Origin of the sequence: Serratia sp. HRI, from assembly GCF_010119335.3 — a bacterium.
Lineage (GTDB): Bacteria > Pseudomonadota > Gammaproteobacteria > Enterobacterales > Enterobacteriaceae > Serratia > Serratia nevei.
Map to the genome: position 1 here is coordinate 2,100,776 of NZ_CP083690.1, position 25,440 is coordinate 2,126,215.

General features: G+C 52.5%; 19 protein-coding genes. 12 read left to right on the top strand and 7 right to left on the bottom strand.

The features are described from left to right. The first annotated feature begins 23 nt into the window (after window positions 1-23). The 8 genes from GF111_RS10225 (at window position 24) to GF111_RS10260 (ending at window position 9,515) form a co-directional block, all read left to right on the top strand. The gene (locus GF111_RS10225) at window positions 24-1,106 is read left to right on the top strand and encodes a porin (RefSeq protein ID WP_147191322.1); all 1,083 of its coding nucleotides are present in this window, start codon (window positions 24-26) and stop codon (window positions 1,104-1,106) included. Between the two features lie 586 nt (window positions 1,107-1,692). After that, window positions 1,693-2,472, top strand: coding sequence for an ABC transporter ATP-binding protein (locus tag GF111_RS10230; RefSeq protein WP_147191324.1), 780 nt, complete (start codon window positions 1,693-1,695; stop codon window positions 2,470-2,472). A gap of 111 nt (window positions 2,473-2,583) precedes the next feature. After that, the gene (locus GF111_RS10235) at window positions 2,584-3,276 is read left to right on the top strand and encodes an MgtC/SapB family protein (RefSeq protein ID WP_019453282.1); all 693 of its coding nucleotides are present in this window, start codon (window positions 2,584-2,586) and stop codon (window positions 3,274-3,276) included. Window positions 3,277-3,303: 27 nt separating this feature from the next. Then, window positions 3,304-4,188 carry a LysR family transcriptional regulator gene (locus GF111_RS10240; RefSeq protein ID WP_048232562.1) on the top strand — a complete coding sequence of 295 codons (885 nt, stop codon included), beginning with the start codon at window positions 3,304-3,306 and terminating at the stop codon, window positions 4,186-4,188. A 261-nt stretch (window positions 4,189-4,449) separates the two neighbouring features. Further along, window positions 4,450-6,630 (top strand): carbon starvation CstA family protein, encoded by a 2,181-nt coding sequence (locus GF111_RS10245; protein ID WP_047729127.1) that lies wholly within the window; start codon window positions 4,450-4,452, stop codon window positions 6,628-6,630. Between the two features lie 214 nt (window positions 6,631-6,844). Next, window positions 6,845-7,048, top strand: coding sequence for a YbdD/YjiX family protein (locus GF111_RS10250; protein ID WP_004953088.1), 204 nt, complete (start codon window positions 6,845-6,847; stop codon window positions 7,046-7,048). Window positions 7,049-7,069: 21 nt separating this feature from the next. Beyond that, window positions 7,070-8,032 (top strand): GTPase, encoded by a 963-nt coding sequence (gene yjiA, locus GF111_RS10255; RefSeq protein WP_147191326.1) that lies wholly within the window; start codon window positions 7,070-7,072, stop codon window positions 8,030-8,032. A 580-nt stretch (window positions 8,033-8,612) separates the two neighbouring features. Further along, the gene (locus GF111_RS10260) at window positions 8,613-9,515 is read left to right on the top strand and encodes a LysR family transcriptional regulator (protein WP_038878277.1); all 903 of its coding nucleotides are present in this window, start codon (window positions 8,613-8,615) and stop codon (window positions 9,513-9,515) included. Here the strand turns inward: GF111_RS10260 and GF111_RS10265 are convergent. Continuing rightward, a complete protein-coding gene (locus GF111_RS10265) occupies window positions 9,499-10,497 on the bottom strand; it encodes an amidohydrolase family protein (protein WP_038878276.1) in 999 nt (332 codons plus the stop codon). The genes GF111_RS10260 and GF111_RS10265 overlap by 17 nt on opposite strands. Before the next feature lie 442 nt (window positions 10,498-10,939). Then, a complete protein-coding gene (locus tag GF111_RS10270; protein ID WP_148940256.1) occupies window positions 10,940-11,365 on the bottom strand; it encodes a putative T6SS immunity periplasmic lipoprotein in 426 nt (141 codons plus the stop codon). A gap of 407 nt (window positions 11,366-11,772) precedes the next feature. Between GF111_RS10270 and GF111_RS10275 the strand changes: the two genes are divergently transcribed. Together GF111_RS10275 and GF111_RS10280 are read left to right on the top strand one after the other, a co-directional pair. Further along, complete coding sequence (locus tag GF111_RS10275) at window positions 11,773-12,090, top strand: hypothetical protein (protein WP_147192054.1); 318 nt, start codon at window positions 11,773-11,775, stop codon at window positions 12,088-12,090. 229 nt (window positions 12,091-12,319) lie between these two features. Continuing rightward, window positions 12,320-13,444: an HNH endonuclease gene (locus GF111_RS10280; protein ID WP_370633543.1), complete on the top strand. Its 1,125-nt coding sequence runs from the start codon at window positions 12,320-12,322 to the stop codon at window positions 13,442-13,444. Between the two features lie 62 nt (window positions 13,445-13,506). Here the strand turns inward: GF111_RS10280 and GF111_RS10285 are convergent, their stop codons facing one another. The 3 genes from GF111_RS10285 to GF111_RS10295 all read right to left on the bottom strand — a co-directional run bounded on the left by GF111_RS10285 (window position 13,507) and on the right by GF111_RS10295 (window position 20,157). Further along, complete coding sequence (locus GF111_RS10285; protein WP_047729141.1) at window positions 13,507-14,793, bottom strand: McrC family protein; 1,287 nt, start codon at window positions 14,791-14,793, stop codon at window positions 13,507-13,509. After that, entirely contained in the window at window positions 14,786-16,852 is a 2,067-nt protein-coding gene (locus tag GF111_RS10290) for an McrB family protein (protein ID WP_047730798.1), read from the bottom strand. Before GF111_RS10290 ends, GF111_RS10285 begins: the two co-directional genes overlap by 8 nt. Before the next feature lie 71 nt (window positions 16,853-16,923). Then, on the bottom strand, window positions 16,924-20,157 hold the full coding sequence (locus GF111_RS10295) for a type I restriction endonuclease subunit R (RefSeq protein WP_154724284.1): 3,234 nt from the start codon (window positions 20,155-20,157) through the stop codon (window positions 16,924-16,926). Window positions 20,158-20,220: 63 nt separating this feature from the next. Between GF111_RS10295 and GF111_RS10300 the strand changes: the two genes are divergently transcribed. Together GF111_RS10300 and GF111_RS10305 are read left to right on the top strand one after the other, a co-directional pair. Next, window positions 20,221-20,532 (top strand): IS3 family transposase, encoded by a 312-nt coding sequence (locus GF111_RS10300; RefSeq protein WP_047722173.1) that lies wholly within the window; start codon window positions 20,221-20,223, stop codon window positions 20,530-20,532. Beyond that, window positions 20,436-21,398, top strand: coding sequence for an IS3 family transposase (locus tag GF111_RS10305; protein WP_224217850.1), 963 nt, complete (start codon window positions 20,436-20,438; stop codon window positions 21,396-21,398). The genes GF111_RS10300 and GF111_RS10305 overlap by 97 nt, the downstream gene beginning before the upstream one ends. 33 nt (window positions 21,399-21,431) lie before the next feature. Here the strand turns inward: GF111_RS10305 and GF111_RS10310 are convergent, their stop codons facing one another. Beyond that, window positions 21,432-22,841 (bottom strand): restriction endonuclease subunit S, encoded by a 1,410-nt coding sequence (locus GF111_RS10310; protein ID WP_053056838.1) that lies wholly within the window; start codon window positions 22,839-22,841, stop codon window positions 21,432-21,434. Further along, window positions 22,841-25,204: a class I SAM-dependent DNA methyltransferase gene (locus GF111_RS10315; protein ID WP_047729146.1), complete on the bottom strand. Its 2,364-nt coding sequence runs from the start codon at window positions 25,202-25,204 to the stop codon at window positions 22,841-22,843. The genes GF111_RS10310 and GF111_RS10315 overlap by 1 nt, the downstream gene beginning before the upstream one ends. Window positions 25,205-25,440: the final 236 nt, after the last annotated feature.

Here is a 25,440-nt window from a genome sequence, read left to right on the forward strand (position 1 = left end):
TTTCATCCACTTGGGGAACTGAAATGAACCATAAAAGCGTGCTGATGACGCTGCTCATCCTGCTGCCGGCCGCCGCCAGCGGCGCGGAAATCGTCAATAAGGACGGCAATAAACTGGATCTGTACGGCCAGCTGAACGGCGTGCATTACTTCAGCAGCGACGCCGACAATAACGGCGACCGCTCCTATACTCGCTTCGGTTTCAAAGGCGAGACGCAGATCGGCGACGCGCTGACGGGGTATGGCCAATGGGAATATCAGGCAGGGCTCGATCAGCCGGAGAGCGCCGGGCCGGGTGACAGCTATACCCGCCTGGGCTTTGCCGGATTGGCGTTCGGCCCCTGGGGCAGCCTGGATTACGGCCGCAACTACGGCCTGCTGTATGACGTGGCCGGCTGGACGGACGTGCTGCCTGAATTCGGCAACGACAGCTACGAAGCGGCCGACAACTTTATGACCGGCCGCGCCAACGGCCTGCTGACCTACCACAATCGCAGCCTGGGCGGCCTGGTCGACGGCCTGGATCTCGGCCTGCAATATCAGGGGAAGAATCGGGGGGACGACGCTCAACGGGCGAAGGATATCCAGACGCAAAACGGCGATGGCTACGCCTTTTCCGCCACCTACGACACCGGCGTGGGGCTCAACGTTGGCGCCGCCTACGCCAACTCTGCGCGCACGCTGGCGCAACAGCGCTTCGGCCTGGCTGACGGCGATCGCGCCCGGGCCTGGACCCTGGGGCTGAAATACGACCAGGACAACCTCTACCTGGCGGCAAGCTACGCGCGTACCGAGAACATGACCTACGTCGACGGCGATCGCTACGCCGGCTTCGCCCCCCGCGCGGACGCTATTGAGGCGGTCGCGCAGTATCACTTCGATTCCGGCGTCACGCCCTCGCTGGCCTACCTGCAAACGCGCGGCCGCAACCTGCCCGGCATTGGCGACGCCGATCTGGTCAAATACCTGGATCTGGCGCTGAACTACAGCTTCAACGCCAACATGTCGACCTACGTGGAGTACAAACTCAACCTGCTGCAACGGCAGAACGCTGTCGGCGCCGGCGCCGACGACATCGTCGAAACCGGCATCATGTATCAGTTCTGATCCCCATCCCGGCCGGAGGACGCTCTCCGGCCGGTTCATGATTTAACTTTCGCCCGCCCCCTTATTCTCTCGTTTAACTCAGGTTTATATTTCCATAAAATGATGCCTATATTCATTCTGGCACTTTCTGTTTACGCCCCGTTTAATGAATAAAGAAAATCTTTCCCGCATTCATATTAAATTACATTTTGCCGCCATAATTCGGCGTAACCACATTGAATAACAGGCTATGGCACGCGTATTATGGCCACACGAAAAATAACGGGAGAATGATATGGACGGCGACAGTCGGTTGTTTATTTTATTGTTGGAATCGCTGAGGTCACAGGAGCAATAGTCATCCCATTGCATCCTGAAAGTGTCAGGATATGCGTCAGTTACCACATCCCTTCGCTTTACCCCTTCAGCGCATGGCCTCCGCGCATGCCGCACCGGCACGCCCGATGGGCTAACCCCTCCAGCATAAGCGTATTAACAGTCCGATAACGGTCAGGCTTATTTGCACCCGCATTTATTTTACACCTGCCCGGCGATAACTATCGGCCCTTTTTCCATGCCCATATTTTTAATTGGGTGGAGACGGATCATGATGGTAAAAAAAACCACGCTGCTGACGGTCAATAACGTCAGCAAAAGCGTTCAGCCTACCGGTAAAGAAAAACGTCTGGTGCTGAATGAAATCAATTTGCGCCTTTACGACAACGAGGTCGTCAGCATTTTGGGGCAGTCCGGCTCGGGTAAATCCACCCTGCTGCGCATGCTTTCCGGCCTGATCGCGCCGGATCTGGGCACCGTGATGCTGGGGGATAAAAAAGTCTCGGGGCCGAATCCGCAGATCAACATGGTGTTTCAGACCTTCGCCATTTTCCCGTGGCTGAACGTCTACCAAAATATCGCCTTCGGGCTGCAGGCGCAGGATCTGCCGCCGCAGGTGGTCGACGCCCAGACGCTGAAAATGCTCGATCTGGTCGGGCTCACGCCCTACCGCGACGCTTACCCGCGCGAGCTTTCCGGCGGCATGCGCCAGCGGGTCGGCTTCGCGCGCGCGCTGGCGGTAGAACCGATGCTGCTGTTGCTGGACGAGCCGTTTTCCGCGCTGGACGTCTATACCGGCGAACACCTACGCAGCGATCTGCTGCGTATCTGGAGCACGCGCCAGATCAAAACCCGCTCCATCGTGCTGGTGACCCACAGCGTAGAGGAAGCGGTGATGATGTCTGACCGCATCCTCCTGCTGGGCGCCGGCACCCTCGACGGCTGCTATCACATCACGCAGCGCCGCGAGGCGCGCACCCGCGAGGGGATGCAGCCGCTGACGGACAAAATCAGCGAGACGCTCAGCCGGCAGATCGCCGCCGCGCACTGAGCGCCGCCCTGGCCTGGCGGGACGGATCCCGCCAACTTAACTACCTGTTTATCAAGAGTTACCCCGCCACGGGTGGCTCATGATAAGCGGATAATACATCGAGTTATTATCATGCATTTCATTCATACACTGCTGACGCTGCTGACCGCGTCCGTCCTGGGCGCCGCCATCGGCTACGAAAGACAGTTCCGCCAGCGCACCGCCGGGCTGCGCACCAATACGCTGGTGGCCACCAGCGCGGCGATCTTCGTCCACCTGGCCATGACCATCGACGGCAGCGGCGGCGCGGTGCGCGTCATCTCCTACGTGGTCTCCGGCGTCGGCTTTCTCGGCGCCGGGGCCATCATGAAAGAAGGGATGAACATCCGCGGCCTGAACACCGCCGCCACGCTCTGGGGCTCCGCGGCGGTCGGTGCCTGCGCCGGCTGCGGCCTGTACGGCGATGCGCTGGCCGCCACGCTGTTCGTGCTCGCCGCCAACACCCTGTTGCGCCCGCTGGTCAATATGGTCAACAAACAGCCCTTCAATGACGTTAACGGCGAGTCTACCTACCAGATTTGCGTCATTGCCTTCGAGCATGAGCAGCGTGAGGCGCTGGCCAAATTCAAACAGGTGCTGCAAGGGGAAAACTGCTTTATCTCACATCTGGATATCGAACCCTTTGGCGACGACGACGTGGAGATCACCGCCACGCTGATGCCGGCCTCCGTCACCACGCCGGTGCTCGACCAGACCATCAATAAATTGCTGAACGACAGCATGATGAAACAGGCCTATTACAGCCGCATCGCCGGCTCCGGCTGATGCCGTTCACTTCCAGGGAGATCAACCATGAAAACCATGCCGAAGCTGGCGCATCTGACGATGTTCAAAGACATTGTCCACTGTGGAAGCTTGCACGAGGCCGCGAAAAAGCTGGCCATCTCGCAGCCGACGCTCAGCCGGGTGCTGAAAGAGCTGGAAATGACCGTCGGCGCGCGGCTGCTGGAGCGCAGCAACCGCGGCGTGCGCCTGACGGCAGTCGGTGAGCTGTTTTACCGGCGGATAGACGCCGCCACCAATCAGTTGCTCAACGCGTTTGACGAGCTGCGCGGCCTGAGCGCTGACGGCGAGAAGCGCCTGCGGGTGGGGATGAGCGTCGATCCGCTGCTGTGCTACTTGCCTCAGGTGCTCGAAGGCTTCAACCGCCGCTACCCGCATACCCGGGTGACGGTGGTGGAAGACGGCCCGGAAGGCCTGCTGGCCCGGCTGCGAAACTGCGAGCTGGATTTGGCGGTCAGCAGCCTGAACGGCGCGGCGGGCGGCGCCGATCTGGCCATGCAGGCGTTGAAAAGCGAGCGCTTCTCGCTCTATCAGGGAGGCGATCTTACCGCAGCCGGGCAGCCGCCGGCCGAGGCCAAATGGGTGGTGCCGCGCTCCTGCTCGGTGGGGCATGCCGCCATCCGCGAGATCGCCGAACGCTACACGCCGCATGGCCAGATCGTCGAGACCGACTCCTTTCTGGCGACCTGGTGCCTGGTCAGGCAGCAAGGCTATATCGCGCTGCTGAGCGATCGGGTGGTCGCACACTACGCCCCGCAGCTGCACCTGCAGAAAATCCCGACGCACGAGATCGACATCAGCGCGCGCTTTTACGTCTTTACCCGCCATGAGCCGGCCACGCCGCCGCTCAGCGCCGCGTTTATCCACCTGCTGCAGGCCATGCAGACGGTTTGAGGAGACAGGCTGCTGCCCGCCGGCGGCCGACTCTCTGGTTCAGGCCGCCAACCGCTCACCCCGCCAATCCAACCGTTCACCCGGCGGATCTGACCGCTGACCGAAATACGCCTGTCTTCCCCCCTTACCCCCGGCGATGATGAGCTGTTCCTAAACCCGCCTTACCTCGGGAAAGACGCTACGGCTCACCGCGCCACTCTGACATCTCTTACAAGCGGATGAGTTCATTCATATTTTGCAGACTGGAATTAAGGATACCTCATGAAACGAGAGGGGATTTTAAAGCACATTCCGTGGATGCTGCTGGGGATACTCGGCGCAGCCTGCCTCGGCGTGGTGGCGCTGCGCCGCGGCGAACACATCAGCGCGCTGTGGATCGTCGTCGCTTCGGTGGCGGTGTATCTGGTGGCCTACCGCTACTACAGCCTGTACATCGCCACCAAGGTGATGAAGCTGGACGCCGGCCGCGCCACTCCGGCGGTGGTCAACAACGACGGCCTGAACTACGTGCCGACCAACAAGAACGTGCTGTTCGGCCACCACTTCGCCGCCATCGCCGGCGCCGGGCCGCTGGTGGGGCCGGTGCTGGCCGCGCAGGTCGGCTACCTGCCCGGCACACTGTGGCTGCTGGGCGGCGTGGTGCTGGCGGGGGCGGTGCAGGACTTTATGGTGCTGTTCATCTCCTCGCGCCGCAACGGCGCCTCGCTCGGTGAGATCATCAAAAAAGAGATGGGGCCAATACCGGGCACCATCGCGCTGTTCGGCTGCTTCCTGATCATGATCATCATCCTGGCGGTGCTGGCGCTGATCGTGGTGAAAGCGCTGGCGGAGAGCCCGTGGGGGGTGTTCACCGTCTGCTCCACCGTGCCGATCGCGCTGTTTATGGGCATCTACATGCGCTACCTGCGCCCCGGCCGCGTGGGTGAAGTGTCAATCATCGGCATCGTGCTGCTGGTGGCCGCCATCTGGTTCGGCGGCGTGGTGGCGCACGACCCGTACTGGGGCCCGGCGCTGACCTTTAAAGACACCACCATCACCTTCACGCTGATCGGCTACGCGTTCATCTCCGCCCTGTTGCCGGTATGGCTGATCCTGGCGCCGCGCGACTACCTGGCCACCTTCCTGAAAATCGGCGTGATCGTCGGGCTGGCGATCGGCATCGTGATCCTCAACCCTGAGCTGAAAATGCCGGCGGTGACCCAGTTCGTCGACGGCACCGGCCCGGTGTGGAAAGGCACCCTGTTCCCGTTCCTGTTCATCACCATCGCCTGCGGCGCGGTCTCCGGCTTCCATGCGCTGATCGCCTCCGGCACCACGCCGAAGCTGTTGGCCAATGAGACCGACGCGCGCTTTATCGGCTACGGCGCGATGCTGATGGAGTCCTTCGTCGCCATCATGGCGCTGGTGGCGGCTTCCATCATCGAGCCGGGCCTGTACTTCGCCATGAACACCCCGCCGGCGGCGCTGGGCATCACCATGCCGGACCTGCACCGCCTGGGCACCGAAGACGCGCCGATGATCATGGCTTCGCTGAAGGACGTGACCGTGCATGCGGCGGCGGCGGTCAGCTCCTGGGGCTTCGTCATCAGCCCGGAACAGATCCTGCAGACCGCCACCGACATCGGCGAACCTTCGGTGCTGAACCGCGCCGGCGGCGCGCCAACGCTGGCGGTGGGCATCGCCCACGTGTTCCACCAGATCATTCCGGGCGCCAACATGGGCTTCTGGTACCACTTCGGCATTCTGTTCGAGGCGCTGTTCATCCTGACCGCGCTGGACGCCGGCACCCGCTCCGGCCGCTTTATGCTGCAGGATCTGCTGGGCAACTTCGTGCCGTTCCTGAAGAAAACCGACTCGCTGGTGGCTGGTATTATCGGCACCGCCGGCTGCGTCGGGCTGTGGGGCTACCTGCTGTATCAGGGCGTGGTGGATCCGCTCGGCGGCGTGAAGAGCCTGTGGCCGCTGTTCGGCATCTCCAACCAGATGCTGGCCGCCGTGGCGCTGGTGCTGGGCACCGTGGTGCTGATTAAGATGAAGCGCACCCAATACATCTGGGTGACCGTGCTACCGGCGGTGTGGCTGCTGATCTGCACCACCTACGCGCTGGGGCTGAAGCTGTTCAGCGACAACCCGCAGCTGGAAGGCTTCTTCTTCCTGGCCGGTGAGTACAAACGCAAGATCGCCGAGGGCGGCGCCGAGCTGAGTGCCCAGCAGATCGCCAACATGAACCACATCGTGGTGAACAACTACACCAACGCCGGGCTGAGCATTCTGTTCCTGCTGGTGGTGTACAGCATCATCTTCTACGGGGTGAAAACCGCGTTGGCGGCGCACAAGAACCCGAAACGCACCGACCAGGAAACGCCTTACGTGCCGGTGCCGCAGGCCGCGCACGCCGACGGCGTAACTGAGGGGGAGGTCAAAGTTTCGACCCAGCATTGATGTGATTTAACGGATACCCTGCATAATGAAATCAGTTATGCAGTACCGACATGAAAGCTAACCGGTACCCAAAGGATTTCGGGCCGCAGCAAGGCGGCAAGTGAGCGAATCCCCAGGAGCTTACTCAAGTAAGTGACTGGGGTTCGGGAGTGCAGCCAACACCGCTGCGGTTCGAAAGACGAAGGGTAAGCAGGGTATTTGGGAGAAAGGAACTATGTTCGGAAATCTCGGCCAGGCGGGTAAGTATCTCGGGCAGGCGGCGCGCATGTTGGTGGGCGTGCCTGACTACGATACCTACGTCCAGCACATGAAAGACAACCACCCGGACAAGCCGGTGATGACCTATAAAGAATTTTTCCGCGAGCGCCAGCAAGCGCGCTACGGCGGCGACGGCAAAGGCGGCATGCGCTGCTGTTAACCCGCAGTCACAAGGACCCGTATGAAACCCATCGCAGTCACCATCCTGACCGGCTTTTTGGGCGCCGGCAAAACCACCCTGCTGCGCCACATCCTGAACGCCGAACACGGCTATAAAATCGCGGTCATCGAGAACGAGTTCGGCGAAGTGCCGATCGACGACGCGCTGATCGGCGATCGCGCCAGCCGCATCACCACGTTGAGCAACGGCTGCATCTGCTGCAGCAAGTCCAACGAACTGGCGGACGCGCTGCTGGATCTGCTGGACGGCGTCGACAGCGGCCAGCTGGCGTTCGATCGGCTGATCATCGAATGCACCGGCATGGCCGATCCCGGCCCGATTACCCAGACCTTTTTCTCGCACGAAATCCTGTGCGAGCGCTTCCTGCTGGACGGCATCATCACCCTGGTGGACGCGGCGCACGCCGACCAGCAGCTGAGCCAGTTCAGCATCGCTCAGGCGCAGGTGGGCTACGCCGACCGCCTCCTGCTGACCAAAACCGACGTGGCGCCGGACTGCGAGGCGCTGATCCAGCGGCTGCAGCGGATGAACGCCCGCGCGCCGGTCTACAAGGTGACGCACGGCGATATCGATTTGAGCGTGCTGTTCGACATCGAAGGCTTTACGCTGAACGACAAACTGAACCTGACGCCGCCCGCCCCGCTGTTCCGCCGCATCCCGCAGCCGCAGAGCGACATCCGCTCAATTGTCGTGACGCTGGAGCGCCCGCTGCCGCTGATGCAAATCTCCGACGTGATGGAAGGCCTGCTGCTGGAATACGCCGACAACCTGCTGCGCTACAAAGGCATTCTGTCTATCGAAGACGAGCCGCGCCGCCTGCTATTCCAGGGCGTGCAGCGGCTGTATAACGCCGACTGGGATCGGGAATGGCTGCCGGAGGAAGAGCGCAAGAGCACGCTGGTGTTTATCGGTGTGGATTTGCCGGAGGAGGAGATCCGGGAGCGGATTGGAGAGTTGGGGTAAGCAGGGTTTGACTGTTGGGGCCTGTGGGTGAGCTCCAACGACTTGCCTGCGTTTGAGCCGTTCCCGCTTTTGCTCTGCCTTTCGTTACCACCTAGCAAAAAACGCTCAAGCGGCGGCCAGTTTTAGCGGGCCACCGCAAGCAGCACGTATCCCCCCCCCTTCGGTGATTATTTATTCGCATGATAGCGAATAGCACTGAAGAACGCGCCGATACTAGTCATTATCCATTTTAAAATAGAGAATAATTTTAAAACGAGGCTACATAATCCTCTTTTTTACGCAACCCATAGCCCCTCCCTATGCAAGGCATACTGTGCTTCTTAAGATGTTAAAATAACAACCTGGTGTAATAGAACGACACCTGCTCGTATATTCTGAAATGAGGATAATCGCTCAGCAAGCCCAGGTAATATTATCTATTTCTCAAAAAGTGAAGGTAAACGGCGGCGGTAGTGACGCATTACGCTAATATACCCAGCAAACGCAGGCCACCTATTTCAATTAAGAAATACTTTTTGGCAACTACCGCTTGAGACAACGCGCCGTTTTTTCACGAATAAATAAGGTGACTAGATAAACCATGCGTAAAGAACTGGATTTGAAAATGCTCTATTTCTTTCGTGCTCTCTATCTGAGCGGCAATGTCTCTTCGGCTGCCGATCAGTTAGATCTGAGCCAACCTTCGGGTAGCCTGCTGCTTAAGCGCTTGCGGGAAGAGTTTAACGACACGCTGTTTGTCAGGGTCGGACAAAAGATGGCGCCCACACCGGGTGCGCAGCAGGCATTTGCCACCATATCTACGATTTTAGATCTGCTGGATAATCAGCTCATGAGCTCATTGCCTTTCGATCCCCGCACCAGTCAGCGAAGCTTTACCATCGCAATGGCTGATATAAGCCAAATTGCTCTGGTTCCCCGCCTGCTTGATATATGTAAACGCCAGGGGGCCACCCAAATTAAATTTGCCATCAGGCATATTGATGACAATATTTACTCCGCGCTAGAGTCCGGCGACGTAAACCTTGTAATCGGTTATCTAATCGATATTCCGGAAAGTTTTTACCAACAGAGGCTGTTTGATGAACACTATGTTTGTCTGAGCAGCACGACACATCCGCGTATCAGACAAGCACCAACACTGGCGTCATGGCTTAAAGAACAACAGGTCATGGTGCAGTGGGACGGTACCGGGCATGCAGAGATGGAACGCTATCTGGCACGCAGTGGCATTCAACTGCGCACTAAAATGCTGCTCCCTAGCTTCTTGGGCGTGGGAAACATTGTAGCCAGTACTGAGTTGCTGGCGACGGTTCCCGAACAAGTTGCCACCTGGTGTGCGGCGGCATTTTCATGTGTTGCCTGGCCATTACCCATGCCCTGCCCCTCTTTCACCATTCGCCAGGTATGGCACCAGAGATATCATCACGACCCGGGTCTGATCTGGCTACGCCAACAATTAGCTCAACTCACTCAGGCAGGGTGAAGACTCGACGGGCATTACCGTACGCAATACTCTGTTTAACATCGGCGTCCAGGATTAATGGATCGAACCAATCAGCCGCCTGGCACATATCCTCATAAGGATAATCAACAGAAAACATGACCCGATCCTTTCCCATCACTTCAATGGCGTTATGCAGGGCACTGGTCGTGAAGTGACCACTCGTCGTGACGTAGAAATTATTCGTCAGGTAATCCGTTAAGGGGTGCTGGTTGATTCCCAGACCGATGCCCTCAAACTGTTTTTCCAGACGATGAGCCGTGCGCGGTAACATAAATGTCAGCCCCTCCCCAAGATGCCCAAGGATAATGGTAATATTCGGATAGCGATCGAATAATCCGCTCATCATCAGACGAATCGCGTGTACTGCGGTTTCCGTTGCAAAACCCCAGGCTGAACCGACCAAGCTTTCATAGCCGCGATAAATTCCACAGGCGGCAGGCAGTGGCTCCCTGGGATGCAGATAGACAGGCACATTAAGTTCACTCACTTTCTGCCAAAATACTTCTACCGCAGGATCATCCAAATAGCGCCCCTCCTCGGTGCCGTTCATATTGGTATAACCGTTGATCAATGCCCCCTTCATACCCAGCTTTTTCACCGATCTTTCCAGTTCATCCGCAGCCGCCTGAGGATTTTGTAGCGCCACCGTCGCAAAAGCACTGAAACGATCGGGATGAGGCTGAACAAAATATTCGGCAATATAATCGTTGGTGCGGGTTACGAAATGAGTTGCCGCAGCAGCATCAAGAATCGACTGCGCCCCCGGCGATGTCAGTGACAAAATAGCATGACGAATGCCACAAGCATCCATATCCTTTAAGCGCAGTTCGGTTTCCAAAAGGCGTTTTTCAACATTATCCATATAATGACGGCCATTTCGCAGCGCTTCGCTTTTTGAATCCCACAAGCGATTATTTTCCTGGGTAGAAACATGTTCTTCTAAAGCAATTTTACCTTTCATGAGTGATACCTCGCATTCGGGATGACATTCCTGAGACTACGACGAGTTACGCCTGTCGGCTATATAGCAAAACTGATAGCCATCATTAAAATTCTATATAAAAGAACTGCATTGCCGGCTGTTTTAACCATCTCGATCTCAGCGATGTTAACGCCTCAAAACTCGTAGACCTGGCCGCCCTCTCTGCCGAATAGGCGGAAGGGCGATGCCACGGGGTGATGCTGTTTGGCCATTTACTGCACAAGCACCCGCAGCCGGATGCCGAAGGCTGGGAGCGGATGAATCGCTATCTCAACGGGACGCACTGATTGGGGGCGACATCCCGCAGCGGATCGAAGAATTTGAACGTGCGGCTCTGCGCCTCATCCAATCGGTAGATCGAGATGCCGGCAAGCAGGAAGGTAAATGCAAGGGGGGAGATCCGTTTCATTTTGCCTCGGCGTTACCTGCTGCCCCGTGTGATATTTTCAATTTCGTAAGCGCCGTTGAGCTTTTTCACTTTGAAGTGGGCAATAAAGGCCCTGCCGGAAATATCCTGCAGGTTTCTGCGCTTCTCAATCGGCACAAAATTTAGCCTCATGCTATAGATATGATTTTCCTGAAACGGGTAATCGTTCTGCGCAACGCAAATGCCATTTTTCAGTTCCTGATTCACCACCTCAATCAATTTCTCATCCGTATCACCAGTGAGATAGAGCGTATCTTGCCTCTCGTTTTCCTTTGGTGACGGAGAGATGCAGATGTCGCCATTCGCTTTAGCATGGGCAAAGATAGGGATATCTGGCGCATAGCGCTGATCGAGACGATCGCCTGTGCAGGCACTTAACAATATCGATCCTGCAATGACCAGTAAAAAATTAGCTTTCATCATATTCCATTATTTATAAATCTTAATGAAGAAATATTATCCTTGAATGGATGACCGATAATTCAACGCAAAGATGATATGCCGAATTGCGAGGTACATTCCAATCCTAAAAGTAAATAAACTGTAATTCCATACAGCTTATTTTTTCCTTTTACTGATAACGTTATAGTTTTTCCGCTGCGGCAAAATCCGCAGCCGGAGTTAGCGTTCCGAATCCCCCAACCCTGTTCGAATATGGTATAAATTCGAGCATGCCGATGCGCACCCAAACAATGGTGGCTCGGACGGTGCTTCCTCCGGGAAGGCCGGTATCCGTTGGGGCCGGTACGCTAACGCCGTTCGAGCTACCACCCGAGTTTAGCGTCTCTTCTGGTAGCGGTATTTCTCTCCCAATGGAAATAGCCGATATGGAAAACACAAACTTACCCAACGCTTCTGAAACCATCCCCAACACCCTCACCCTTTATCGCCAACTGTTTAACCACCTCGATCTCAGCGCTTTTAACCCTTCAGAACTTTTAGACCTGGCCGCACTCTCTGCCGAGCAGGCGGAAGGGCTGTGCCACGGCCTGATGCTGTTCGGCCATTTACTGCAAAAGCACCCACAGTTGGATACCGAGGGCTGGGAGCAGATGAATCGCTACCTCAACGCCACGGCACATCTGGTTCCTGCGCTTTGTAACCTGTATGGGCGAGCGTTGCGGGAGATGGAAACCTGCGGCTAACGTAAATGGCAATCAGGGCGATGCCTGCACTCGTCGCCCTTCCCACCCACGATTTCCAATAGATCTGACTGACATATCACAACAAAAGCATTCATCAAGTTAGGCATTTCCTCCCCTACCTGGCATAGTTAACGCATTCGGTAAATCGATGAGTTAACTGCTGGGTATTGATGCATACTGCACTCGTCAGCAAGCACATTGCCCAGAGCCTACTCGGCAATGTGAGGGAGTGGTTTTGGCAACTGCAATAGAGGCGTTATCTTCAAAAGAATCCGTTTTAAAAGCCATCGAAGAATATAAAAAACTTGGCCGAGATGAATTCTTAAAACAACATAAAATTAAGCGATTTAAAAAATACACCCTTCATTATAATGGCGAGAATTACGATATCCGCGGCATTACCGCTAGAGCATACAGTGAGCAGAATGGTTATCCGTTTAAGGGAATCAACGCCGATAGCGGAACGGAAAAAGCCATCCAATTTCTCAAAGACCTCGGTTTTGAGATCGTCGAAACACCGCATCCTTTTGAGATACTGGAAAAAGACGAAGTTTATAAACGTAAATACCTCCACGACCTCTATGGAGGGCAAGAACAGGGCGGAATATCGACACCTAAAGAATTCCCCGTGATCTTCATTTTCACCGGCGAGACTGGCGAAACTCATGGGTACAAAGATGGATGGTCTAACAACGACCACTTCTCCTACACGGGAGAAGGCCAGAAAGGTAACATGCAGTTTACCAAAGGCAATAAAGATATCCGCGACCATAAAGAGAATGGTAAGGATATACTTTTATTTGAATATAACAAAAAACGTACGGGCGTGAAATTTGCTGGGCTATTTGAGTGTGATTCATGGAACTACGCTGAATGTAAAGATACCCAAGAAAACATGAGGCAAGGGATAATTTTCAATCTATTCCGTGTATCTTCTGCCCAAGATTCTGCTCATGAGATTATCTCATCAGAAGTAGGCCAGAAGGAGGAGAGTTTAGAACAGTTGCGCGCAAAGGCTATAAAGTCTTCAGAGATATCAGGCCAGCGCCAACAAAGCGACAGCAAAAAATCCTGGTTTAAACGCAGCGAAGACGTAAAAAAATACGTGCTGAAGCGCGCCAATGGCATCTGTGAAGCCTGCGATCAGCCGGCACCGTTCAAGAAAAGAAATGGTGCCCCCTACCTTGAACCCCACCACACCAAGCGCCTAGCCGACGAAGGCCCCGATCACCCGCAGTGGGTGGGCGCCATCTGCCCAACTTGCCATCGACGGATTCATAGCGGGGTGGATGGTAAAGAGGTGAATAAGCAGCTGATGGTGAAGTTGGAGTTGAAAGAGGCTGCATATAAATAGCCAGCATTAATACAATGCTTTTAGGACCGAAACACCCCGTGTTGCCTTTTGAAAAGATAATCCTAGATAAAGGGATTATCTTTTCCCCACATCATTTTCTGCCCACACTTTGCAGAGATCTGATACGGAACAACCCATAACCTGAGTGTGTCTGAAAATGCGAAATGCTGGCGTACTGGGTGATTGAAGTCATCGTGCGCAGGATAAATTAAATACATATCTCCTGAGCCACCAAGATACTTTTGGCCATAGGCAAACATTTGGTAGAGATCGGATTGAGCAATGCCATAGAGAGGTTTTTCCTGCGAGTTGTTATTAATCAGCTTCCATTTGGTATCTAGCACCATTTTGGTACTGACCGGATGACGTGATTGAATCAACAAATCTGGGCGCAGCTTAAAACAGTCCTTCTCACCATGTTTAACCAACGAATAACTCGCTGCCTGAGGCTTCACCTTGAAGCCATCCGGCAATTCGTCAGCAAGCGTTGACGCGACAAAGGACTCAAATACCGCCTCCATCGGGAACAAGAGTGACAACGCTTTAGCATCGCCCTGTAGAGCACTGGGGCTCATACCCTGCAATATCAACTGCGCCCACGCCAAAGGCTCGTGGTAATGAGCCATACCGCGTTCCAAACGCAAACTCGATATGTCACCTTTTATATCTCTACTCGACGGGATACCATCAAAAGCAAAACGTAATTCCTGTAACCAACGTTGATTATCAGAGGACAGGCTCAGGTTACCCAACTGATAAAGTGCAGAATGTAATAGCCTATTGGCCGCACAATCAGGTAAATAATCATCGTAATCAAGATAGAATTTATGACGGTTCACTACGTTATGGCGTAACTGCGCTGACAGCATCAACTTGCCCTTCATAAAGGGCAAGTTAGCCTGTTCTTTCACGTAATCTGACCGCAGTCCCTGCTTAAGTAGCTGGCTAACGCTATGCAAAAACTGGTTGATAAAGATCTCCAGTAAGGGCATTCGTTGCGCATGAACTGAAGCCTGCTGGGTTTGAATATGCCTAAATCCAGACAGATGACTTAGCATAATCAGTAGCGTTTCGCGCGCTTGCTCTAACGTAAGGTTTTTGCCTATCTTGGGCAGGATCTCCAGTTGCAGGCCATAGGGGGTATAGAGTATCCCTGCGTAATTCTGTACCTGTAGCAATCGGCGCCCAGAACGTGAGGTAAGCTTAAGCAGCTGGCTTCCTTTCTCACTGGTTAGGCTAATCGATTCTAAATAGTCAAAAACCTCAGGAGGAAGAGGAACAGCGCCAACCAGCGACTCTTTTTCAACGCCTAACAGGTCATACTCAAAAACAGAGATCACCTTACCCATTTTGTACAGCCTGGGTAGCTTCTTCAGGTTGATAGATCGCACGGTAAGCCTGTGGCAAATCCCAGACTTCATGCTCAAACGCCTTCAGTTCGTAGGCGGTTGATTGCTGATCGTGGCGCCGTAAACCATGATCGGCACCAAAAAGAATCTCCAGATCGTCGCTTTGCTCCATCACGAATTGGAGGCTGTCGTTTTGTTTCTGATTATCTGCCAGCACCAAACGGATTTTGTTCCAGTCATCAAAGAAGTATTCCTGCAATAAGGGGATGATCTTCTTCTGGAAGGCCGCCTTCAGCTGTTTAAATGCCAAGTCTTCATCCTTCGCATCACAGGCTTTTTTAACTGGCATAAAGAAGGCATGCCCTAAGGTATGCTCACGATCGTAGAGCGCCTCAATTCGGCTATTAATCTTCTCTAACAAAGACTCAAGCTCAATGCCCTTTACTTTCGCCCCGCTGAGCAATGAAAGATCCGGCATCATCTCAATAAAATCGAACCGGCGACGCAATGCGGTATCCATCAGCGCTAACGAACGGTCCGCGGTGTTCATTGCACCAATAATGTCTACGTTGCCAGGAACGCTGAATACTTGGCCGCTATAAGACAGCTGCAAACTCATTGCATTGCTCATCCCAGCCCGCTTGTCGATTTCTATAAGAGAAATCAGCTCGCCGAAAATTTTGGAGATATTGCCACGATTGATCTCATCAATAAAAATGGCATAGCGATGCGCAGGATCGGCCTTGGCCCGCTGGCATAACCGCATGAAAATACCCGGCTCTATGGGGTAAGAAATATTCCCATTGTCATCTGCACGGGCTCGCATCCCTTCAATAAACTCTTCGTAACCATAGGATTGGTGGAAGGTGACTGCGGCAAATCGCTGAATAGCCTCTGCGGTTTGTGGGCCTCGTTTTAACTCATCATAAAGTGAGATAAGGTCTTCCACTTGTTCTAGCTGCGGCTTAACCAGGAACCACTCACTCTCTGCCGTTTTATTGAAAATCGCGGGCTCACGGCGGCTTTTATATTCAACCGTAGTAGACTCTGGCACGGTAAAGGATTGCAGCGTTGCCCACGCAGTTTGCGATAGATTACTGCTGCGGCCATTCAGTAGAGCTTTACGCTGGAACCAAGGATGCTCAATCAGCAAACGAACTTTGGCTTTTCTATTAAGATCTAACAAAACTAACGCAGTCACCTGCATCCAATTCAGCATTTCGAGACGAGAATCTAACCAAGCATCATAGTCCGCGGAGGCCGCTTGGGTAGTGTACTCCTTCATCTTTTGCTGCAAGACGAAAGTCTTCCCGGTGCCCGGTGGACCAAAGTAGATAGCGTTAACAGGTGAGTGCTGCGGTATCTGCGGGCTCACGACTTTATGGCTTTCTACGGCAAGATGGTTAGCCACTTCCTGTTGCTTCTGCTCGCCATCGCGCTCACGCAGCAATTCGTAAAGATGCCAGATCGCCATGTTGACATGGTAAGGGTCCGCATCTGGTAACCGAGCGTTAATCGCATTCTTCAGTTCATGGTTTTTTTGCAGCCAATTTCCGGTAAGCGTGAGCGCCAGGGAAAATCGATCATTCAGAAACATCGCCGCTTTGGTAAATGCATTCTCGTCCACCGTGCTGGTGCAGGTTGCCGGTGTAAACGCCGCAAAGACGCGATTCCGCAAGCTCCAATACATGCGCTTGAGCAGCCCGCTCTCCTTGGCTTGCTGCAAAGCGGCTTCTACATATTGGTAAGTTTGTTCATCAGGCTGGCGACGAATACGCTCGGTCAGCTCTCTGAATAACGGTAGGCTTTGTTGGAATTCAGCCAACGATGGAACGCCCTGCCGGATACTGGCAATACCGTTGTCACGCTCGTACCAAAGCCGTTTAACCAGATCATCCGTTTCGGGCTCAGAAAATGTTGGCGTTTGCTGAAGTGACGCCGTGAATTCACGGTAACGACGATCCCACTCTGAATGCGAATAGTCTTTATATTCGGCCAGAGAGCCGATCATTTCATCGAAAGTCAGCTTACCTGCTTCAATATCGGCAACGATATCCATCACGAAATTCCTATACTGTGACATTTTAGGGGGAAGCTCCCTATAACAACTAAGCCAAAGCGGCTCCCGTTTTAAGCACCTTTGAGCATATCAAACACCACGCGGGCAAATCCCCTGGCGAGTTCAGGGTTGGACAGGTACTGCACCATCATCTCATGCTGGGCTTCATTGCTGTCCATCACGGCATCATCGATCGCTTTCGGGAAATCACCCAGCATCGCCTGTTCACGCGTATTGTTAGCGATCTGCGTCATCACCGCCTGGTTTTCCGATAGTTTGTCACGCACGGTAAAGGCGTAGTTGATCATGTCTTTATCGCTAAGATTATCCGTAACAAACAGATCATTCAGGCGCGCCAGAATATTGGACAGAAACTCTTCTTTCTTGTCCTTTGGCTTCGCGGTACCAATATCGTTACCCGGTGTGATTTGGTATTCTTCCGCATCTTCCTGCAGTTTCAGATGTTGTTCATGAAGCTTCGACAAGCGGTAATGGCTCATATCCACATTACTTAAATCAATCTCATCGTCTTCAATACGCTGTTCATGCAGCAACGGGCGAAGATGCCGTGCGAACAGGCTCAACTTCTCAAGGCTCTTGTCATCGTAATCTACGATCTGCGACATAAACTCATAAAAACGAACGAAGCTACCGAGATCTTTTTTGAAGATATCCAGCTTGTCTTTTTCCTGTTTGCACGTCTTAAAGCTGTTTTCTGCATTAGTTATCAGCACCACATCGCCGGTCTTCTTGGTGCGTTCAAACATCTCTTTAGCCAACACATAGGCATCAATCGCTGAGGTATAACGGTGCTTCCAGCGTTCAACCGCCGGCTTGCAGATATTACTTATTGCAGCATTGGATTTGTTCTTGGTGAAGAACGCTTCGCAGAACTGCTCCACTTCATTCCACAGGAAAATGCCGCTGGAGCGAAGTTTCTCGAACAGCTCAAAGACTAACTGCGGATCGCTGACATCGGTCAATTCAGCCGTTTGGTAGTAAGGCTGAAATGCCGCCAGAATATCGTCCGGCTCATTATAGAAATCGAGTACAAAGGTTCCCGATTCCTTTTTCCCTGGATAAGTGCGGTTGAGCCGCGAAAGCGTCTGGACACATTCCACGCCGCCAAGCGCTTTATCCACATACATGGCGCATAGCTTGGGTTGGTCAAAACCGGTCTGGAACTTATTCGCTACCAACATCACCTGGTAATCATCAGTATCAAACGCTTTTCGCATGTCCCGGCCTTTCAACCCAGGGTTCATATTGATTTCAGTAAACTTCTGGTTCAGTAACGCAAGGCTATTGTGGTCGCTTTCATAGAATTCCACTTCACCGGAAAATGCCACCATGGCATTGATCTTCTGATAGTTGTTCTCAGCGAGATATTTATCAAAGGCCAGCTTGTAACGCACCGCGGCTTTACGGGAGCTGGTGACTACCATCGCCTTAGCCTGCCCCCCCAACAGATGCATCACATGCTTACGATAGTGCTCAACAATCACCTTTACCTTCTGCGAAACATTATGCTCATGCAACGCAACCCACTGATTCAGTTTGACCTTTGCTTTATTGCTGTCGACTTCCCGATCGGGATCGTCCAGCTTCTGCAGAAGTTTATAGGCCACCTTATAATTGGTGTAATTCTTCAGGACATCGAGAATGAAGCCCTCTTCAATCGCCTGCCGCATGGAATAGACGTGAAATGCTTCCGGCTTATTGGTTTTTGAGGCAGGTTCAAATGGGTTAGGACGACGGCCAAATAGCTCTAACGTTTTGGCTTTTGGCGTGGCGGTAAAAGCATAGTAGTTGAGATTGTTGCTGCCTTTACGTGCGGCGACGGTGGCATCGAGAATATCTTCCGAGGTCATCACCACATCGTCATCCGTCTCCTCCGTCATCAGTACTTCTTTCAACTGACGCGCCGTAGAACCGCTCTGAGAAGAGTGCGCCTCATCAGCAATCACCGCATACTTACGCTGCTTAAGGCTGACGCTGTTTTCAATCGCCTTCAGCACATGCGGGAAGGTTTGAATGGTAACGATAATAATTGGCTGCGAGTTTTCCAGCGCGCTAGCCAGCTTCTCTGACTTTGAGCCGTCACCTTCTTTATTGTTGATACGGCCGACCACCCCATCTTGATGCTCAAACTGGTAGATGGTGTCTTGGAGCTGATCGTCCAGCACGGTACGGTCCGTCACCACAATCACCGAGTGGAACTGCTTCTCGCCATTTTCATCGTACAGGCGGGAAAGCTGATGGGCCGTCCAGGCGATAGAGTTGGATTTGCCCGATCCGGCACTGTGCTGAATCAGGTATTTATTGCCAGTCCCTTCCACCGTGGCGGCGGTGATCAGTTTGTTCACCACATCCCACTGGTGATAGCGCGGAAAAATCAGGCTCTCGCTTTTGTACTTCAGGCCAATGGCATCTTCTTTTTCTACGATTTGCAGATGCACAAAACTCGCGAGAATTTTCAGCAGATTGTCCGGCAGTAGCACCTCATTCCACAGGTAGCTGGTGGCGTAGTCGTTGGCATCTTCCGGGATGTCGTTCCCCGCACCGCCGTCGTGAGTGCCTTTGTTAAATGGCAAGAAGTAGGTTTTATCACCGTCGAGTTTGGTCGCCATAAACACTTCATACTGACTGACGGCAAAGTGCACCAGTGCCCCGCGTTTGAAAGTAAGCAGCGGCTCAGGTTTGTTGGTAACGGGATCCTTTGGCAAACGCGTTTTCTTATATTGAGTAATGGCGTTTTGCACTGCCTGCTTAAACTCAGACTTCAGCTCCAACGTTGCTACCGGCAAACCGTTGACGAACAGCACCAGATCGATACGCCATTTTTTCGCTTTTGTGCCCGCTTCTTCAAATGCCGCTTTCGAAGCGTGCGGGCTATACACCAGTTCCGGCACAATACGGCAGATATTCTGCTGATAGCACGCGAGCGTTTCCGGATTGAGGCTATGCTCCGGCTTAAACTGACACAGGGAAAACCGGGCGTTATGGCTTTTGATCCCGTGCCGCAGCACGCCAAGGGTGCCGTAAGTACGCGACAGCATATCGGTAGCGTTGATATCCGCTTTTCTCAGCTGAGCGACCAGCGCATCGAGGAAGTGGCGTTCGGTATCGGTAGGATAAACCTTTGAAAACTTTTCCCACTCCTGCGGCTGCGTGGTTTGCACAAAGGTCAACGCATCCTGCGAATATAGAGCGCGTTCACGATCGTAGCCGTCGCCCTTACCAACAATCCAACCCGTTTCGACCATCTGAGCAATCATTTCATTTTGGAAAATCTGTAGTGGCATAGTGAATTTGGCCACCTGATTAAATCGCGTGATAGGATCACGCCCTCATAGACAGGTGGAAAAATGACCGAAAAACACAGACCCTCTTTTAGCCCCGAATTCAAACTTGAAGCGGCCCAACTGGTCACCGAAAAGGGATACAGCACCCGAGAGGCTGCGGAGGTCATGGGCGTCAGCCATAGCGCCATGCGGACCTGGGTGAAACAGCTTAGGAGTGAGCGCCAAGGCATCAGTCCCAAGGCCTCGCCGCTGACGCCAGAACAACAAAAAATCCGAGAATTAGAGAGAAAAATCAAACGGATAGAAGAGGAAAAAGAAATTTTAAAAAAGGCTACCGCTCTCTTGATGTCGGACTCCCTGAACAATTCTCGCTAGTCGAGCGACTCAAGAAGAGCTTTAGCGTCAAACGCATCTGCGATGTATTCGGGATCCATCGCAGCAGTTATAAGTACTGGGCGGCGCGTCCTCAAGCCATCTCTTCGGAGAAGGTAAAGCTGCAAGCCGAAGTCCGTAAGGCCCACAACGACAGCAAGGGCTCAGCGGGTGCCAGGACGATTGCAGACATTGTCACGTCCCGCGGCCAGTCTTTAAGCCGCTATCGGGCAAGCAAACTGATGAAGGAGCTGGGGTTGGTCAGTTGCCAGCCACCCAAGCATGCTTACAAAAAGGCGCATCAAGAGCATGTTGCCATCCCTAACCTATTGGATAGGCAGTTCGCGGTGACGGCGCCGAATCAAGTCTGGTGTGGTGATGTGACCTACATCTGGACCGGAACGCAATGGGCCTATCTGGCGGTGGTGCTGGACCTGTTTGCCCGCAAGCCAGTGGGGTGGGCGATGTCGTTGTCCCCGGATAGCGAGTTGACCAGCAAGGCATTGATGGTGGCTTTTGAGGCCCGAGGCCGACCCAAGGGGCTACTGTTTCATTCTGACCAGGGAAGCCATTACACCAGCCGTCGATTCCGGCAGCAGCTTTGGCGCTACCAGATCAGACAGAGCATGAGCCGACGCGGTAACTGCTGGGACAATGCTCCGATGGAGCGATTGTTTAGAAGCTTAAAGACCGAGTGGATGCCCACGACCGGTTACCGCAGTGTTAACGAAGCCAAACAGGCAATCACGGATTATCTGGTGGGCTACTACAGCCAGGTTAGACCGCACTCCTACAATGGTGGTCTGACACCGAATGAATCCGAACGATTGTTCTGGTTAGAGCATAAGACCGTGGCCAATTTTTCTTGACCACTACAATCCGCTCTTTGGTGGTGTCCATACTCATGCGGTGGTCTCCTGTGGCTCCTCAACGTCTTGCATATCAGGTGCAACCCAGTCGCGTACGTCGATTTTACCGGTGACGGCGGCGGAGATTAGGGCGGTTCGGCGTTCTTGTATCAATGTAATGAGTTGGGACGCTTGCGAAATTAGAAGGTCTAATTTACTCACAGTGGCCGTAATAAATTCTGATATTTTAAATTGTTCAGTAACTGGAGGAACTGGAACACAAAAATTAGACAATGTTCCCAAATAAATTCCCGGCTGTGCTGAAAAACCAGCATTTTCCCAAAGTAAACTTTGAAAGTCTTTCGATTCAAAAACATAGCTTAGATGCTGAGGGTGAATTAATTTAGTTGTTCTGAAAACTCCCAAGCTTCTCTGAATATGGAATGAGTCCATTTCTGGAACAAGTGCAACCTTACCTAGAGTTGCTCCTACGATGGCCAGTAACACATCATCCTTTTTAGGAACGAATGAAGAACATAGCGATTTATAATCCTTATGCGAGATTTGTGAGTCATCATCCCTGAACTGAAACACACCGCCAACAATATTCCTTACACTTAGCAAAGGAATGCCATTATCTACACGTGGTGGTGGCAAGTGAGTTCCATCTTTAATTAATGCGCAGATGTACTTTAAGGGCATTACCCTCCAATGTTCAGGCACCTCTCCTAACCATTCAACACCAGAATCTTTCATCGGCACATCAGGGTTTAGCCCTTTGGTAACGGCATGGCTAATCACTGCCTGGCGTTTTTCCTTCAGCAGCTCAATAAGTTGTTTTTGCTTCTCAATCAGCTTATCGATTTTTGCAGTTTCGTGATCAAGGAAACTTAATATAAGTTGCTGTTCAGAAATACCTGGCAAAGGCAAGTACAAACCTCTAATAATACCTGAGTTCAACCCAAGCATTATAGACCCTTTACCCTGAATTTTAATTTGATGCTTGATTTCAGGAGATTCATCAACTAACAGTTTAAAAAAATTAGGGACAATTAATTTATTATTAACCCGCACACGAATTAAGTGTGAATCGATAATTCCTTTTTCAGCGTTATGAGGAACAATTTCACATTTTCCGCTCGTCCCCATCATGGTGATCAAAATATCACCAGGGAATACTTCATAGACTTCCATTCCTTTAAACTTATTAAAACTTATCCTTCTTTTCCCTAGTGAAAAATCACGTTTTATAACATTCTCTTGCCCATACACTTGCACACCATCGTCAACCATATCCTCTAACTTTAGTGCACTGCCGAAAGGTCCTATTTTTGTACCTTCCGCACCATCTTTAAGTAAGTATCTGACTTGTTTTAACTCCCAATGAGAAGGTAATTGCACTAACCCTTCAGTATTGGTGCAATTATACTCGGGATAAGCTCTATATTTCTTCAATCCAACCATCAGGAATGGACCTCCTGCAGCAGCTTCATAATCTCGGCGCTAACGGCGTCCAGATCGGCATCAATTTCTTCCAGCGGGCGCGGTGGCTGATAGACGTAGAAATGGCGGTTAAACGGAATTTCATAACCGACAATGCCAATTTCACCGTCTTTCGCGTCACGCTTATCGGCATTAATCCAGGCATCCGCCACGTGCGGCAACACTTCTGCTGTGAAGTAGCTTTCAATCAGTTCACTGGTGGAAACGGCGGGATTTAACGGTACGTTCTCGTTATCACGCAGCTCGCCATCCTGCTCGAACTCCACCACTTTGCCTTTGTACTCAAATGCGCCGTACAGCGGCTGGGCAGCCTCTTTCAGAACCTTTTTTACCACTGGCTCAGCATCCGGGTTCTTAGTGGTAATCGCATCGATAAACTGTTTGTTCTCTTTGGCATCCAGCTTCACACCAGCCGTTTTGATTGCCCCTTTCAGGATCAGCTGGAACTGATTGAAATCGTTGCTCACCAGCGTTTTTCCACCGGCCTGAGCGCCTAATGCTGCCTGAATTTGCTGAGCTTTAGCCATCAATGCACGCTGTGCCAGCCACAGCTTGCTGTCGAGCAGATCTTTAATCTGCTTCTCCTTCAGCTCGGCAAATTCTGCTTTGATAATCGTTCGGGCTTCTGCTTCGATATCGGAGAAATCGCCATAGTTTCCGTCATGCCACTGTGCCGAAAACTCTTCGTACAAACGCTCCATGGGAGCGTTAAACGGCTTCGGTGCAAAGCGCAGCGTGGCAATCGCTTCATCGGTGACCTGTGCAGATAAGCGCAAAGGGCGCTCAATGGTCAGGCGACGATAACCAAAATCGGTGCTGTTAAAGATTTTGCTGGCGAAGGTTTTCGGCGCTTCGGTTTTAGAGCTGGTAGATTGGCGCCCACGGTTGGATTTTTGTTCTGCCGCTTTTTCCATCCCAAGTTCTTCAAGCGGGGTGGCATCCACCACCTCAAAATCACCAAAGGTGCGGGTGATAAGCTTGATATCGTCCTCGCCCATCAGATTGCGTTTAGAACCCAGCGATTTTCGCATCTTGCCGCACAGGTTAGTGCCATCAATCAGTTGCACTTTACCTTTACGCGCTCGCGCTTTCTTGTTCGACAAAATCCAGACGTAGGTCGCAATGCCAGTGTTGTAGAACATATCGGTCGGCAATGCGACGATCCCTTCCAGCAAATCTGCTTCCAGAATATAACGGCGAATCTCACTCTCACCACTGCCTGCCCCGCCGGTAAACAGCGGTGAGCCGTTGAGGATGATCCCGATACGCCCACCATTGTTTACGCTACCATCCACATTGTGACTGTCGCGCATTTTGCTGATCAGGTGCATCAGAAACAGCAGCGAACCATCAGAGACACGCGGTAAGCCTGGGCCAAAGCGCCCGTTAAAGCCTTTCTGCTGATGTTCGTCGTTAATCTCACCTTCAATCTTTTTCCAATCCACGCCGAAGGGGGGATTTGAAAGCATATAATCGAACTGCTCCTGCGGAAGCTGATCGTTAGAAAGCGTATTGCCCAACTTGATACGGCTGACATCCTGGCCTTTGATCAGCATATCGGCTTTACAGATAGCGTAGGACTCGGGGTTCAGTTCCTGGCCAAAGGCACGCATCACGGCTTTGGGATTCAGTTCGTGCACGTATTCCATACCCGATGAGAGGAAGCCCCCCGTGCCGGCGGTGGGATCGTAAATGGTGCGGATAATACCCTCTTTAGAGAGTGCCTCATCATCTTCCATGAATACCAATGAGGTGGTTAAACGCACGATATCGCGTGGGGTAAAGTGCTCCCCTGCCGTCTCGTTAGAGCTCTCCGCAAAACGACGGATTAACTCCTCAAACACCAAGCCCATATCATGGTTAGAAATCGCTTTAGGGCTCAGGTCGGTGGTGGCAAATTTCTTAACGACTTTGTATAGCAGGTTGGCATCTTCCAGCAGGCCGACAAACTCACTGAATTTAAAGTGTTCAAAGATTTCACGCGCATCTTTAGAGAACGACTGCACGTAGTTCTCTAGATTGGCCTTGATGTCGTTCTGCCCCATCTTGCCGAGATCCATTGGCGACGTGTTGAAGAAAGACAGCCCTTTGGTCGCACGCAACAGAAACTTCTCTCGCCCTTCTTCCGGTAGAGGGCTGGCCTTCAGTTTCTCCGCCTCTGCCAGCACCGCTTCTTTGGTGCCCGCCAGCACACACTCAAGGCGACGCAACAGGGTAAACGGCAGGATCACCCGCCCGTACTGGGATTGTTTAAAATCACCGCGAAGCAGATCGGCAACCGCCCAGATGAAAGCAGCCGTTTGAGAGAAATTTGTGTTAGCCATATCAATAACCTGAAAGGGGACGTGTAAAGATGGGTAGATTATACATGAATCAATACTGCTTGCTGTGACATCGGCGGTGCGTATAGATCTTAACCAGATCCCAGAGACCGACGCTTGAATAACACCATCTTCCCTCCTGCCCTCCCCTAGCATATCTATCAAACAAAAAATAGTTACAACCATCTTTATTGGCAAGATCAATAATTCAAGTGAATAACTAGAAGTTGTTGATATTT